At 36.3% G+C, this 14,504-nt stretch carries 12 protein-coding genes and 1 tRNA gene; 6 read left to right on the forward strand and 7 right to left on the reverse strand.

What is annotated here, in order from left to right:
• Positions 1 to 43: 43 nt before the first annotated feature.
• The 3 genes from YQ22_RS04785 to alaS form a co-directional block, all read right to left on the reverse strand.
• Positions 44 to 2,509: a T9SS type B sorting domain-containing protein gene (locus tag YQ22_RS04785; RefSeq protein ID WP_198033514.1), complete on the reverse strand. Its 2,466-nt coding sequence runs from the start codon at positions 2,507 to 2,509 to the stop codon at positions 44 to 46.
• 83 nt (positions 2,510 to 2,592) lie between these two features.
• On the reverse strand, positions 2,593 to 3,327 hold the full coding sequence (locus tag YQ22_RS04790; protein ID WP_071340267.1) for a GSCFA domain-containing protein: 735 nt from the start codon (positions 3,325 to 3,327) through the stop codon (positions 2,593 to 2,595).
• A gap of 45 nt (positions 3,328 to 3,372) precedes the next feature.
• Positions 3,373 to 5,988 carry an alanine--tRNA ligase gene (gene alaS, locus YQ22_RS04795; RefSeq protein ID WP_071340268.1) on the reverse strand — a complete coding sequence of 872 codons (2,616 nt, stop codon included), beginning with the start codon at positions 5,986 to 5,988 and terminating at the stop codon, positions 3,373 to 3,375.
• A gap of 104 nt (positions 5,989 to 6,092) precedes the next feature.
• On the opposite strand from alaS, the gene YQ22_RS04800 reads away from it, so the two are divergent.
• From YQ22_RS04800 to YQ22_RS04820, 5 genes are read left to right on the forward strand one after another with little or no spacing between them, the layout of a single operon-like run.
• The gene (locus YQ22_RS04800; RefSeq protein ID WP_058105224.1) at positions 6,093 to 7,070 is read left to right on the forward strand and encodes a M23 family metallopeptidase; all 978 of its coding nucleotides are present in this window, start codon (positions 6,093 to 6,095) and stop codon (positions 7,068 to 7,070) included.
• Positions 7,070 to 7,399 carry a MerR family transcriptional regulator gene (locus YQ22_RS04805; RefSeq protein WP_058105223.1) on the forward strand — a complete coding sequence of 110 codons (330 nt, stop codon included), beginning with the start codon at positions 7,070 to 7,072 and terminating at the stop codon, positions 7,397 to 7,399. The genes YQ22_RS04800 and YQ22_RS04805 overlap by 1 nt, the downstream gene beginning before the upstream one ends.
• Before the next feature lie 10 nt (positions 7,400 to 7,409).
• Positions 7,410 to 8,009, forward strand: a complete 600-nt coding sequence (locus YQ22_RS04810) for a LemA family protein (protein WP_071340269.1) — start codon at positions 7,410 to 7,412, stop codon at positions 8,007 to 8,009.
• Between the two features lie 6 nt (positions 8,010 to 8,015).
• On the forward strand, positions 8,016 to 8,453 hold the full coding sequence (locus YQ22_RS04815; protein WP_058105221.1) for a TPM domain-containing protein: 438 nt from the start codon (positions 8,016 to 8,018) through the stop codon (positions 8,451 to 8,453).
• A complete protein-coding gene (locus YQ22_RS04820; RefSeq protein ID WP_071340270.1) occupies positions 8,434 to 9,216 on the forward strand; it encodes a TPM domain-containing protein in 783 nt (260 codons plus the stop codon). The genes YQ22_RS04815 and YQ22_RS04820 overlap by 20 nt, the downstream gene beginning before the upstream one ends.
• A 462-nt stretch (positions 9,217 to 9,678) precedes the next feature.
• On the opposite strand, the gene der is transcribed toward YQ22_RS04820, so the two are convergent.
• From der to YQ22_RS04840, 4 genes are all read right to left on the reverse strand, one after another.
• Positions 9,679 to 10,983, reverse strand: coding sequence for a ribosome biogenesis GTPase Der (der, locus tag YQ22_RS04825; protein ID WP_071340271.1), 1,305 nt, complete (start codon positions 10,981 to 10,983; stop codon positions 9,679 to 9,681).
• A gap of 51 nt (positions 10,984 to 11,034) precedes the next feature.
• Positions 11,035 to 11,766, reverse strand: a complete 732-nt coding sequence (locus YQ22_RS04830; protein ID WP_071340272.1) for an acetyltransferase — start codon at positions 11,764 to 11,766, stop codon at positions 11,035 to 11,037.
• Between the two features lie 210 nt (positions 11,767 to 11,976).
• Positions 11,977 to 12,861 (reverse strand): GTPase Era, encoded by an 885-nt coding sequence (gene era, locus YQ22_RS04835; protein WP_071340273.1) that lies wholly within the window; start codon positions 12,859 to 12,861, stop codon positions 11,977 to 11,979.
• Entirely contained in the window at positions 12,848 to 14,212 is a 1,365-nt protein-coding gene (locus YQ22_RS04840) for an alanine/glycine:cation symporter family protein (RefSeq protein WP_071340274.1), read from the reverse strand. The genes era and YQ22_RS04840 overlap by 14 nt, the downstream gene beginning before the upstream one ends.
• Positions 14,213 to 14,406: 194 nt before the next feature.
• Between YQ22_RS04840 and YQ22_RS04845 the strand changes: the two genes are divergently transcribed.
• Positions 14,407 to 14,479: transfer RNA gene (locus YQ22_RS04845), tRNA-Met, on the forward strand.
• The last annotated feature ends 25 nt before the right edge of the window (positions 14,480 to 14,504 follow it).

Raw genomic sequence — 14,504 nt, forward strand, 5'->3', positions numbered from 1 at the left:
AAAACAATGTATTCGAAATTAAGGAACAAACGGATACGAAAGCCTATCGTTTTAACGAAAAATGACCTGAAAGCTGAATTTCAGTATCTCTATTGATGTATTTAAACCAATAATCAGATGAAGGCATTTGTTTGCCATTATAAATTCCGTCCCAGGACGAATTAGAAGTATTAGGGTCTAGCTGCTTTAATAGCTTACCGTAACGATCATAAATAAAAATATCTATATCACCTGTTCCAGAAAGTTTTGATGTATCCCAAACATCATGGTAAGCATCACTATTAGGTGTGAAAAATTTGGGTAATCCTAAAGATTCTACATCTTGACATGCAATAGGGTCAATACTTACGGAAAATCTAGATTGACCAATACAACCATTCTCTTCGGTAAAAATATAAATGGTCATGGACTCTAAAATTTCATCACCTGCCAGTAAAATTGTCCCACCTCCATCGGCTTCACTATAGTAATCTTGCCCATCAGGTAATGTTGGCAAGGTATATGTTTGACAAGTAACAACGTCATCTAATTCCGTAACCGAAACCTTAGTAATATCCACTAAAAAATTACTTTCATCAAAACAGCCTCCCAATCCCATTTCATTTTCCGCATAAACATATATAATTTGCGATTCGGTAATTTCATCGCCAGCATTTAACATTAACCCGTTGCCACCAGCAGCAGTGTAATAGTTACCAGAACTTAATATTGGCAAGGTGTAAACATTACATTCATCAACATCTGGTAACACATCTGCAACCACCAAAGGGTTTACAATCAGACTAAAAACAGTCTCATTAAAACAGGTTTCAGATGCTTCAACAAGCACTGTAATGTCTTGCTGATATGGAATAGTATTGTCAAATGAATTAGATAACGTTATTGGGTTTCCTGCGGCGTTAAAATAAGAAACCGTTAACCCAGTTTGCTCCCAAACAACTTGAGACTCTATAGCCGCCAAGTCTAAATTAAATGTAGCAAAACCATCGGCATCCGTATCACATATTATTACATCATCAATATCGTTTGCTATTGGTCCATTACTATCAACATTTACAGTTATAGGGTTTCTTTCCAGGATTAAATCTGTAACAATAGTGCTACTAATTTGACATGTATACACCCCTGAATCTGTTACCTGAAGATTTGTTAATACTAAATTTGGAGTATCTGAAGCTGGTATTGCCACACCGTCTTTAAACCATTCATATACATTTGCACTACCGCTTACCGCAGTGGTTAAGGTCAAAGAACCATCAACACATCCTGTAATGTTTTCAACATCGTTCACTAATGACTGTGGATTGTCAACAAATAAAGAAAAGCCTTCGTAATAATTAAATTCATCTTCAAAATCCCCAAATTGAAAACTATTGCCATAAATTCTAAATACTCCCTCATTCAAAAAATTAAAACCAGGTATATCTCCCTCTATATTATTGTTATAAATATCTAGAGAACTCAGACTGGTCCAATTCACTAAACCTGCGGGCAAGATTCCTTCTATGTTATTATCATTAATTTCAAAAACATTAATATTAATTAAGTTTGAAAAAGAATTAGGTATTGTACCCGTAAAATTGTTTTGTCCTAATGATAAGGTTAATATCGACTGAACATTTCCTAATTCATCGGGCAAATTTCCCTCAAATTGATTAAAACGAAGTACTAAGAGCTCTAATGAAACTAAATTTTCAACCAATGGAGAAATAGCTCCATCTAGCTGATTAAATTCTAATAGTAAAGTCCTTAAATTAATTAAATCATAAATAGCTTCTGGAATTGCCCCTGTTAGATTATTATATCTCAAAGACAAGGATGTTAAATTTGAGAGAAGTCCCAATTCAGAAGGCATTTCACCCGAAAGTTCATTAAAAGAAAGTCGGAGAACCCGTAGACTATTTAAATCTCCCAATTCTACAGGTATAGTTCCTGTTAGTTGATTTTCCGAAAGCAGTAAAGTTTCCAAATTACTTAAGTTACCAAGTTCGGGTGGTATTGTACCACCCAAATTATTAGCACTTAACCATAAAGTTACTAGATTATTTAAACTTCCTAGTATCATAGGTATACCATCAGACAACTCATTTCCATTTAAAAATAAGTGTTCAAGATTCAAAAGATTACCTATACTAATTGGAATAGGACCTGAAAGATTAGTTTGGTCAGACAAATCAAGAATCGTCAAGCTCTGCAAATTACCTATTTCCATTGGTATTGTACCGATCAGGTTGTTTCCGGTATTGGAATTATTATCCAAATCTAAGGCTATAACACTATTAGCATTAACCGTTACACCATACCAATCATTAGTTACTACCGTAGCAGCTAACGGTACAGCAAAATTCCAATCATTAGTAAGGTCAGCATCTGTCTCACTAACCCAGTTAGGTCCTCCCGTAGCATTATATAGCGCTTGTAATGCTTCCAATTCAGCTAGCGGAAGTTGGGCATTAGCATTAAATATACCAAACAAACATATAATTAGACTACTTATTCTTTTAATCATTTTGAACATTAAACGGAAAAATACCTAAAAAAAAAGTTTATCATTTTATAACCATTAAAAACTCGACAAAATTCATGTTTGACCTAGAATTGTAAATGAGGGAATTCTGTCTGAATTTCTGATTTTAAAACGTTTAGTTTTACAAGGAATTTTTGATGTTGATCAGAATTTTCATTAAAGGGTTTATGTAGCATTCCTTTTTGGACCTTTTCTATTTTTTTCATAGTTGAAGATGTATTTGATGCCAACCACACCTCAACAAACTTCTCCCAGATATACTCTATTGCCGTCTCATTGGGGTGAATCATATCTTTGGCGTAAAAACGATAATCACGCAACTCATCCATCATTAATTCATAGCTAGGGAAATAAGATACCCTACCCTCATTTAAAACCTGATGAATAGCGGCAATAAGATGCGATTTACTTCTTTGATTCTCCAGGAAAGTGATAATGATATGACTAGCTGTATTTACTTGCGTTGAAGTTCTACTTATTGCATTATTTAAATCTGCAATAATTTGTGCTTTGGACGGATTACTTAAGCTAGAATGCGCATCAAAACTATGCCATTGTTCATTCTCGTTAAACACATCTTCTTCAGTAAAAAATTCTTGATTGACAGACTTTTCAATTAACCTTTCAATTGCCAAAGGATGAAACAATATCCCAAACGGATTCTGTATTCCCTGAAATTTGTAATACGATAGCTTAGCCCCTATATTTTCAGAAAAACAAGAGCCCAACAATAATAACTGACTAGAGTAGTCAATAGGATTATTAGCTTTAGATAAAGGTATTTCAGTTAAGAGATTCATTTTTTGATTCCTTATCGTTTTACGAATTTCTTAAACAATGCACAACTACTTCAAATAATCTTCTGCCTTTACCAAAGCCTCTTCAATACCACCAGGATTTTTACCGCCTGCAGTGGCAAAGAAAGGTTGACCGCCACCGCCGCCTTGAATATACTTACCAAGCTCACGAACAATTGTACCGGCATTTAATCCTTTGGAGGCAACCAGTTCTTTAGATATATAACAGGACAATAAAGCTTTACCATTTTGCTCTGTACCGAACAGTAAAAACAAATTATCCTTATTGCCGCCCATTTCAAAACTAAGGTCTTTAATACCAGCTGCATCTAAATCTACATTTTTAGCTAGAAACTGCACTCCGTTGATTTCCTTAAGCTCCGAAAGTAAATCACCTTTTAGATTTTTTGCCTTATCCTTAAGTAATTCAGCTACTTGTTTTTTAAGGCTACTATTCTCTTCCTGAAGACTTGAAACCGACTTTAACGGATCTTGGCTATTGCCTAGAACATGTTTTATTTCTGATAGCAATTTGTCATTATCAGTATGAAGATCTTTAACGGCATCACCGGTAATTGCTTCTATTCTTCTAATACCTGCTGCAACGGCGCCCTCTGACTTTATTTTAAATTGCCAGATATCTCCCGTATTCTTTACATGTGTTCCTCCACATAATTCTATGGACTGACCAAAACGAATGGTTCTTACCGCATCTCCATATTTTTCACCAAATAACGCCATAGCGCCCTCTGCTATCGCAGTTTTCATTGGTACGTTTCTTTCTTCCTGAAGCTGTAATTGTCCGTCTATACGAGCATTCACAAAATTCTCAACCTCCTGCAATTCTTCTGGTGTCATTTTAGAAAAATGAGAAAAATCGAATCGTAAATATTTTGAATGTACCGAAGACCCTTTTTGCTCTACGTGCTTACCCAAAACTTCTCTTAATGCCTGATGCAACAAGTGCGTTGCCGTATGGTTAGCTTCAGTTCTGTTGCGTTGCTTTTTATCTACGACCGCTTTAAAACTTTCATTTAAATTCTTTGGTAGGTTCTTGGCAAAATGAATGATCTCGTTATTCTCTTTCTTAGTATCGGTAATATAAATGACATCGCCATGTGCATCTTCTAAATACCCTTTATCACCAACTTGACCACCCCCTTCGGCATAAAAAGGGGTTAGATTAAATACCAGTTGATATTGTGTACCTTCTTTTTTGGACGTTATTTTTCTGTATTTGGTAATCTTCACCTCAACATCAAGCATATCATAACCAACAAACTCTTGCTCATTATCCTCTTGTAAAACTTCCCAATCTTCTTTAGATACGGACGATGCGGATTTTGACCTATTCTTCTGCTTCTGCATTGCCTCATCAAAGCCAGCCTCATCTAACTCATATCCTTTTTCACTAAGAATCAATGCAGTTAAATCTATTGGAAATCCGAAAGTATCATATAGCTCAAAAGCTTTTCCGCCATCTACGACCTTTCCTTTTGTATTCTTTATGATAGTATCTAAAAGCAACAAGCCCTGATCTAAGGTTTTCAAGAAAGAGTATTCTTCTTCCTTGATCACATTTTCGATCAGTTGTTTTTGTTCTTTCAATTCCGGGTAAGCTGCACCCAACGAATCGGTTAAAACATTTATCAAACGGAACATAAAAGGTTCTTTGGTATTCAAAAAGGTGAATCCGTAGCGTACCGCTCTTCTTAATATTCTTCTTATCACATAACCGGCACCTGTATTGCTTGGCAATTGACCGTCTGCAATAGAAAATGCCACCGCGCGAATGTGATCACTGATCACACGAATAGCTATATCAATTTCTTCACTTTTACCATAATCGGAATTTGTTATGGTTTCTATTTCTCGTATTAACGGCGTAAATATATCTGTATCATAGTTAGATTGTACTCCTTGTAAAACCATACAAAGACGTTCAAACCCCATTCCCGTATCTACGTGCTTAGCCGGCAAACTCTCTAACGAACCATCTGCTTTGCGGTTGTATTGCATAAATACCAGGTTCCAAATTTCCACTACCTGCGGATGGTCTTGATTTACCAAACTTGCACCAGATACTTTTGCCTTTTCTTCTTTTGAGCGAATATCCACGTGAATCTCGGAACATGGTCCACATGGTCCTTGGTCGCCCATTTCCCAAAAATTATCTTTCTTGTTCCCCATGATAATCCTATCCTGTGGAACAATTTTCTTCCATAGCTCAAACGCCTCTTTATCCATATCCAATTGATCGGCATCTTCACTACCTTCAAAAACTGATACGTACAAACTATCCTTATCTATTTTAAATACTTCGGTCAACAATTCCCATGCCCAGGCGATAGCCTCTTCTTTAAAATAATCGCCAAAGCTCCAGTTGCCCAACATCTCGAACATGGTATGGTGATAGGTATCTTTACCTACTTCCTCCAAATCGTTATGTTTACCACTTACACGCAAACATTTTTGAGTATCTACCACTCTTGAGCTCTTAGGCTGACTAATACCTAAAAAATATTCTTTGAACTGGTTCATGCCCGCATTTGTAAATAGCAGGGTTGGGTCATCTTTTATGACCATAGGTGCAGAAGGCACTATTTTGTGTTCTTTACCTTTGAAAAAATTCAGAAATTGAGTTCTTGTTTCTTTGGAATTCATCTAAAATGCTAAGCTTTTACAAATTTTAACGGTTTATATAAAACTATTTTTATATTTGTTTGTTCCCTAATAATTAAAAAACAAAAATAGGATAAATAACATTCATGTCTAAGGTAAAATACTATTACGACCCAGATACGCTGTCGTACCGTAAAATAGAACCCCAAAAATCTAAACGTTATAGAAATATAACCTTCTTTATTTTGGGATCCTGCCTTTTTGGTCTGTTAGGTTTAATTCTATTACTGAACACCAATCTCGTAAACACCCCTAGAGAACTTTCTTTGTCAAGGGAAGTGAAGAACTACGAGCTTCAATATGAACTGTTGAATAAAAAAATGGAACAGATTGAAGAAGTTCTGGGCAATATTGAAGAAAGGGACAACAATATCTACCGTTTATATTTTGAAGCAAATCCAATACCCGACGAGCAACGTAAAGCAGGGTTTGGAGGTATTAACCGTTATAAATCTTTAGAGGGCTTCAACAATTCCGAGATGATCATATCTACCACCAAAAGGCTGGATATTATTAAAAAACAAATGGCCATACAGTCTAAGTCTTTAGATGAAATCACAAAACTTGCCGAAGAAAAAGAAAAATTATTAATGTCCATTCCCGCTATACAGCCCATCAACAATGAAGATTTAACCCGCATGGCTTCAGGTTATGGTTGGCGTTCAGATCCTTTCACAAAAGCAAGAAAAATGCACTATGGCATGGACTTCACCGCACCTAAAGGCACACCGGTATATGCTTCTGGCGATGGTAAAATAACCAGAGCAGATAATAATTCATCCGGCTACGGTAAACATATACGTATTGAGCATGGCTACGGGTATTTAAGCCTTTATGCGCATTTAAGCCAGTATAATGTGAAGAAGGGTCAAAAAGTAAAACGAGGCGATTTAATTGGCTTTGTAGGCAGTACAGGTAGATCGGAAGCTCCACATTTACATTATGAAGTTTGGAAAGATAAAGATCGTATAAACCCTATTAATTTCTATTACGGAAGTTTATCTCCAGAAGAGTTTGAAAACATGCTTAAATTTGCTAATCAAGAAAACCAATCATTAGATTAATGCAGATAGACCTCCCAGAAAAAAGATATTATGGTATTGGTGAAGTAGCCCGTGCTTTCGGTGTAAACGCCTCGTTAATTCGTTTTTGGGAAAAAGAGTTCGATGTACTTCAACCAAAAAAGAACGCAAAAGGAAATAGAAAATTTACGCCACAGGACATTAAAAACCTTCAGCTTATCTACCATTTGGTAAAAGAAAGAGGCTTTACTCTTGATGGCGCCAAAATCCACCTTAAAGAAGAGAAGCAAAAAACACTTTCCAATTTTGATATTATTCAAAAATTGGAGCGCGTAAAAGCGGAACTAAATAAAATTAAAGACCAATTATAACACAACCATTATGAAAAAAGGACTAATCGCATTAATTGTAATCGCTGTAATAGCGTTTGGACTATACCAGTGGGGCGTAGGTTTCAATAACACAGCAATAGCGCTAAAAGAAACTTCTACAAAAACCTGGGCAAATGTTGAAAGTGCTTATCAACGTAGAAACGACCTTATAGGCAACCTAGTAAAAACAGTACAAGGTGCCGCTGATTTCGAAAGAGGTACTTTGACCGATGTAATAGAGGCAAGATCTAAAGCAACTTCGGTAAGCATTGACCCAGCTAATATAACCCCAGAGCAATTAGCACAGTTCAATCAAGCACAAAGTGGATTAAGCAGTGCACTAAGTAGATTATTGGTTACCGTTGAACGCTACCCCGACTTAAAGGCAAATCAAAATTTTCTGGAACTGCAATCTCAATTAGAAGGCACCGAAAATAGAATAAACGTAGCACGTGATAGGTTTAACGCAACCGTAGAACCATACAACCTTCACATCAAAAAATTTCCAAATTCAATTTTGGCAGGTATATTTAATTTTGATGAGCTAGCATATTATAAAGCTGATGCAGGATCAGAAAATGCACCAGACGTAAATTTTGAATTTGATTGATATTTTATGTCCAAGGTAGAAGATTTTTTAACCGCCAAAGAAGAGCAAGACATAGTGAACGCTATTCTTGAAGCAGAAAAAAATACTTCTGGTGAAATTAGAGTGCATATAGAAGCACATACAGACAAAGACCATTACGAGAGAGCCAAAGAGGTTTTTCATTTATTAAAAATGGATAACACTAAACAAGAAAATGGGGTTCTTATCTATGTAGCCGTACACGATAAGAAGTTTGTAATTTGTGGTGATAAGGGCATTGACAATGTGGTACCTAAAGACTTTTGGCAAACTACTAGAAATAGCATTCAAACACATTTTGAGAAAGGAGCTTTTAAAGAAGGTTTAGTAGCTGGTGTTTTAAAAGCTGGCGAAGAGTTAAGAAGCCATTTTCCTTGGCAATCAGATGACACCAACGAACTAAGCAATGAGATATCTAAAGGTTAGCCTTGTAATTCTTTTTCTTTGGTGCACTCCGTCATGGAGTCAGTTTGAAATTCCTGAAAAACCGGCGTTACAGACCAGTGTTTATGATTACACCAATTTATTGAGCGACCAGCAGAAAGTAGCTCTTAGCCAAAAATTGGTTCGTTATTCGGACAGCTCTTCTACCCAAATTGTAGTTACCATTATTGCGAGCACTAATGGCGAAAACATTAATTATTTGGGTGCCAACTGGGGGCAAAAATGGGGAATTGGTCAAGAAGGCAAAGACAATGGTATTCTCATAATTTTAGCTGAGAATGATAGAAAAGTTGCTATTAGTACCGGGTATGGTGTAGAAGGTCTACTTACAGACGCTATATCAAAGCGCATTATTGAACAAGTAATCCTTCCAGAATTTAGAGCTGGGGATTATTATGGTGGACTAAATAAAGGGTCAGATGTTATTTTTCAAGTTTTAAATGGTGAATTTGAAGAAGACAGAACCTTTGGAAATAACAGCAAATCCCCTTTCTCCTCATTTTTACCTTTTATCATTTTTCTCGTAATACTTTTTATACTTTGGAGTCGCAAAAACGACGACAATAACGGAGGAAGTAACGGTAGAAGACGTAGGGGTCTTAGTCCTTGGGATATGATTATTCTAAGTAATATGGGACGTTCTAGTGGTTCTAGTGGCGGAGGCGGAAGCTTTGGTGGCGGTGGATTTGGAGGAGGTTTCGGCGGCGGCGGCTTTGGCGGCGGCGGTGCTTCTGGCGGATGGTAGTTTTGTTACCAAAAAAAAATATGTCATTTCTTTTACCCAGAATATTTAATTTAAGTTAGAAACTACACCTCTTTTTATAGAGGTTGGAGTTGGTTCTTGTCTGTGAGTATATTACATTCTTAACTATCACGACACCCACCCCTCTATCCCCTCCCAAGAGGGTAGGTTGACGTTTTTTGTAGCTAGATTATTAGAAGCCGAGATTAATGAGCACCACTTAATCTGTTTAATCTAAAATGATTAATTCATATTAGAATCTGTATCCCTCTCGGGAGGGATTAGGAGCGGATTCTTGTTTGTTATTACAATCTTCATCGTCGTAGCACCTATTCCTTTGTCCCCTCCCAAAAAGGAAGGTTAACGTTATTGTTTAAAACCCAAAAAAAATGACCAAACAATTTTGTTTAGCAAAATTGTTTGGTCATTTTCAATATTTTATAATTGAAGATTAGAATAAAAACTCTATTTCTTCCTCATAAATACCGTAATAGGCACCCCAGTAAAATCATACTCCTCACGTATCTTATTCTCTAAATAACGCTTGTAAGGCTCACGTACATACTGAGGTAAGTTACAGAAGAAAGCAAACTGCGGATATGGAGTTGGTAATTGCGTACAGAATTTAATCTTAACAAATTTACCTTTATACGCCGGCGGCGGATAATTCTCGATTATTGGCAACATTGTTTCATTGAACTTACGCGTAATAATCTTCTTGTTACGATTATTATATACCTCAACTGCAGTTTCTATTGCCTTAAAAATACGTTGTTTTGTCAGTACCGAAACAAAAAGAATAGGCACATCTATAAATGGCTCAATAGCTTTTTTAATTTTATCGGTATAGTGCTTTATAGTATTGGTCTCTTTATCCTCTACCAAATCCCACTTATTAACAAGAATAACTATCCCTTTATGATTTCGCTGTGCTAGCCAGAAAATATTTTCTACCTGACCATCAAAGCCTCTTGTTGCATCGAGCATTAAAATACATACATCGCAATGCTCAATTGCCCTAACCGAACGCATAACGGAATAGAACTCTAGATCTTCTTTCACTTTTGCCTTACGACGAATACCTGCCGTATCTACTAAGTTGAATTCAAACCCAAATCTGTTGTATTTAGTATCGATACTATCTCTTGTAGTACCGGCAATATCAGTAACAATGTACCTATCCTCCCCTATCAATGCATTAATAAAAGAAGACTTACCCGCATTGGGTCTACCAACAACGGCAAATCTTGGCAGGTCACTTTCCTCTTCTACAACATCTGGTAACTTTTCTACTAAGGCATCTAGCAATTCTCCAGAACCACCTCCATTTATACTAGATAAGGTATAGTACTCACCAAGGCCTAAAGAGTAAAACTCAACAGCATCCTCCGCTCTTTTGGCATTGTCAACCTTGTTGACCGCCAAAAAAACAGGCTTCTTTACTCTTCTAAGTAACTTGGCTACATCTTCATCCATACCGGTAACACCCGTTTCAACGTCTACCATAAAAATTATGGCATCAGCTTCTTCGATCGCCAATTCAACTTGCCTATCAATTTCCTTTTCAAAAACATCATCACTACCCACAACGTATCCGCCGGTATCAATAATTGAAAACTCTTTTCCGTTCCAATCACTTTTACCATAATGGCGATCACGTGTAACACCACTAACGGCATCAACTATAGCCTCACGTCTTTGAATTAATCTATTAAAAAATGTTGATTTTCCTACATTAGGTCTCCCCACAATGGCAACAATAGCACCCATAGCTTAAATTTGGGGCAAAGGTAATATTTAAACTGGCATTTACACCATAAGTTAAACAGAGAGATTAGACGGGATCACTTCAAAAGATTCCATTTCAGAAAGTTGCCGCTTTTTAGGAGTAGATAGATAAGGTTCACCAACTGACCGTTTACGAACAATTCTTGCTGGTGACCCATAAGCCATAACGTTATCTCCAAAATGATCAACAACTAAAGCCCCAGCTCCAATAACGGTATGCTGTCCAATCTCAATTCCATTAATCACATTAACTCCTAAACTTATAGCCGAAAACCTTCCTAATTTTAAATTACCGCCAATACAAACTGATGGTGCTAAACTTGAATATGAGTCCATTATACCATCATGACCTAATGAAGAATTAGTATTTATTATACAAAAGTCATGAATAATTGAATTTGCATTGACAATTGCACCTGGCATGAAGACGTTACCACATCCTAACAAAACATCTTTTCCTATAATTGCTTTCGGATGTACCGTATTCACAAAGCTGAAATTCGGTACAATCTTCATTATTCTATCAGCAATTTGTTTTCGTATCCAATTATCCCCAATTGCGATAATGCCTCCAGAAATATTAAATCTATTAATTAAAAATGGCAAATCGAACTCTGAGCCCAATACTTGATAGCCATTAATAATAGTACCTTTTTTCTTAAATGAATCTACGAATCCAATAACATTAAATTTCCCCTCTTTCTCTAGACAATCCAATACTACACTACCATGACCAGAGGCTCCAAATATTATTACATTTTGCATTTCATCGGGGTTTTATGACACTTTATCGATAAACCAAAAATAGACTATTCTTTTCAAACTAAAGAATCAAAAAACATTTTGAGGTAAAAATTATTTCGAAAAAGCCAAAAAACAAATGGCTTCAAAGTCAATTATCTGAAAATAAAAGAGTTCAGAATTTGACCTTTGATAATACGAAGATGAAATTTTAATTTAATTATTAGAACAATACTATTTATTGTAGCCAAAACGCTTTAATTGACGTGCATCGCTTCGCCAATTCTTGTTCACTTTCACGTAGAGTTCGATGTGAACCTGCTTACCAAAAAATTTCTCTAAATCTTTTCTAGCTTCTACGCCAACGCGCTTTAAAGCTGCCCCTTTGTGACCAATGATAATTCCTTTTTGAGAATCGCGCTCAACCATAATTACGGCACGCATACGAATGATATCCTCATCTTCAAAAAACTCTTCGGTTTCTATTTCTACCGCATAAGGAATTTCCTTTTTATAATTTAGTAATATTTTTTCCCGGATAGTCTCATTTACAAAAAATCGCTCCGGCTTGTCAGTTAACTGATCTTTAGGATAATAGGCAGGCGATTTTGGAAGTAGCTCAACAATACGTTCAAAAACTCCCTTTATATTAAAATTAGATAATGCTGAAATTGGTTGCAACTCTACCGTAGGTAATAAGTCTTGCCAATACTGAACTTGCTCTTCCAATAATTCTTGGGTAGCTGTATCTACTTTATTTAATAATAGTAAAACAGGAATTTTACTGTTTTTAATTTTCTCGAAAAAAGCTTCATCCTTTAAAGCCTTCTCCCCTATCTCTACCATATAGAGTAACACATCGGCATCTTCAAAAGCAGATTTTACAAAATCCATCATACTGCTCTGAAGCTCATATGCCGGCTTGATAATACCAGGGGTATCCGATAAAATCATTTGAAAATCATCCCCATTTACAATACCTAATATACGATGCCTAGTAGTTTGTGCCTTTGATGTTATAATGGATAATTTTTCACCCACAAAAGCATTCATCAATGTCGACTTACCAACATTTGGATTTCCTATTATATTTACGAAGCCTGCTTTATGATCTGCCATCCTTCAACTTTATTATGTATTTCTTTAATTCTACATTTACCTTTGGAGCCAACAAAAGTACGGCAATCATATTAGGTATTACCATTAATGCATAAGACAAATCAATTAAATTCTTTACCAGCTCTAAAGAGGCCACTGCCGCAAAAACGATCATAATCACAAAATACCAGTTATACAACTTACCTATTTTAGCATTGGTCAAAAAGGATAAAGATTTTACTCCGTAATAGGAATAGGTAAACAAAGTGGATAGTGCAAATGCCGTAACTATTACCATTAACAATATATCTCCCCAACCGAACAGGGTTCTTTCAAAAGCTGATAAGGTCATTACAATTCCACTAGAATCTTCTAAATACGCTCCACTGAGAATAATTACGATTGCCGTAAATGTACATACCAGAATGGTATCTATAAACGGCCCTAACATAGCCACCAAGCCTTCACGAATTGGTTCATCGTTTTTTGACTGACCGTGATACATTGGCGCGCTACCCAAACCGGCCTCATTTGAAAACATTGCCCTACGGACACCAATAATTACCAATCCCCAAAATCCGCCAGTAGCTAAAGATTTAAAGTTCCAAGCTTCCGTAAATATCATTTTCAGAGCTGGTAATATTTGACTTGAATTCATCGCCATAACCGCTATAACAGCAATTAAATATACCGCGACCATAAATGGTACTATGGCTGAGGCAACCTTAGCAATCTTTGTTAATCCACCAAATATGACAAACGAAGTAATAATGGCCAGTATTAAACCAATAGTCCATTTCCAATTCTCATCACTCATTTCAATGATGTTGGAACCAGGTTCTACTACACTCATAAATGTTTCCGTGAACTGATTGGCCGTAAACACACCCAAAAAGCCAAAGAGACCACATATCGCAAAGAAAATAGCCAAAGGTCTTGCCTTCTCACCCAATCCTTTAGTTATATAATACATGGGGCCTCCCTGTAATTTACCGTCTGAATCTGTACCACGATACATAATTGCCAAACTACAAGAGTAAAATTTGATACACATACCTATTAATGCTGTCATCCAAATCCAAAACACCACTCCAGGTCCACCATCATGTATGGCAATAGCTACCCCAGATATATTCCCCAAGCCAACTGTAGCAGCAACTGCAGCCGAAAGCGCTTGAAAAGAACTTACCTCACCTTTTGAATTTGAATTATCATATTTACCTGCTGTAATTGCTATAGCGTGACCGAAAAAACGATAGGGCATTAATTTGGAATAAAAAACCAAAAAGAGTCCGCCGCCTATCAACAAAAGAAACATTGGCCACTCCGTATACGGCAGGGCATTGGCTATAAAGTCGTTAATTGTATCCATAAAATTGTAAAAAACCGAAGTTATGGATTTAAAGTTTTTTAAAAGATAATGCTCCCAAAAAATATTCTTTAAATAAGTTTTGAAAATAGAGAAAATGTATTGTATATTTGCACCCCGCTACGAATAGTAGCACACCTTTATCTCGTCAGCTTAATGACCTGAAGTTGCAAAACAAGTGAGATAAGAACCCATATCGCGGGGTAGAGCAGTAGGTAGCTCGTCGGGCTCATAACCCGAAGGTCGCTGGTTCGAGTCCAGTCCCCGCTACTAAGTTTAAAGTATTTAAAAACAA

Origin of the sequence: Maribacter sp. 1_2014MBL_MicDiv (assembly GCF_001865655.1) — a bacterium.
GTDB classification, from domain to species: domain Bacteria; phylum Bacteroidota; class Bacteroidia; order Flavobacteriales; family Flavobacteriaceae; genus Maribacter; species Maribacter dokdonensis.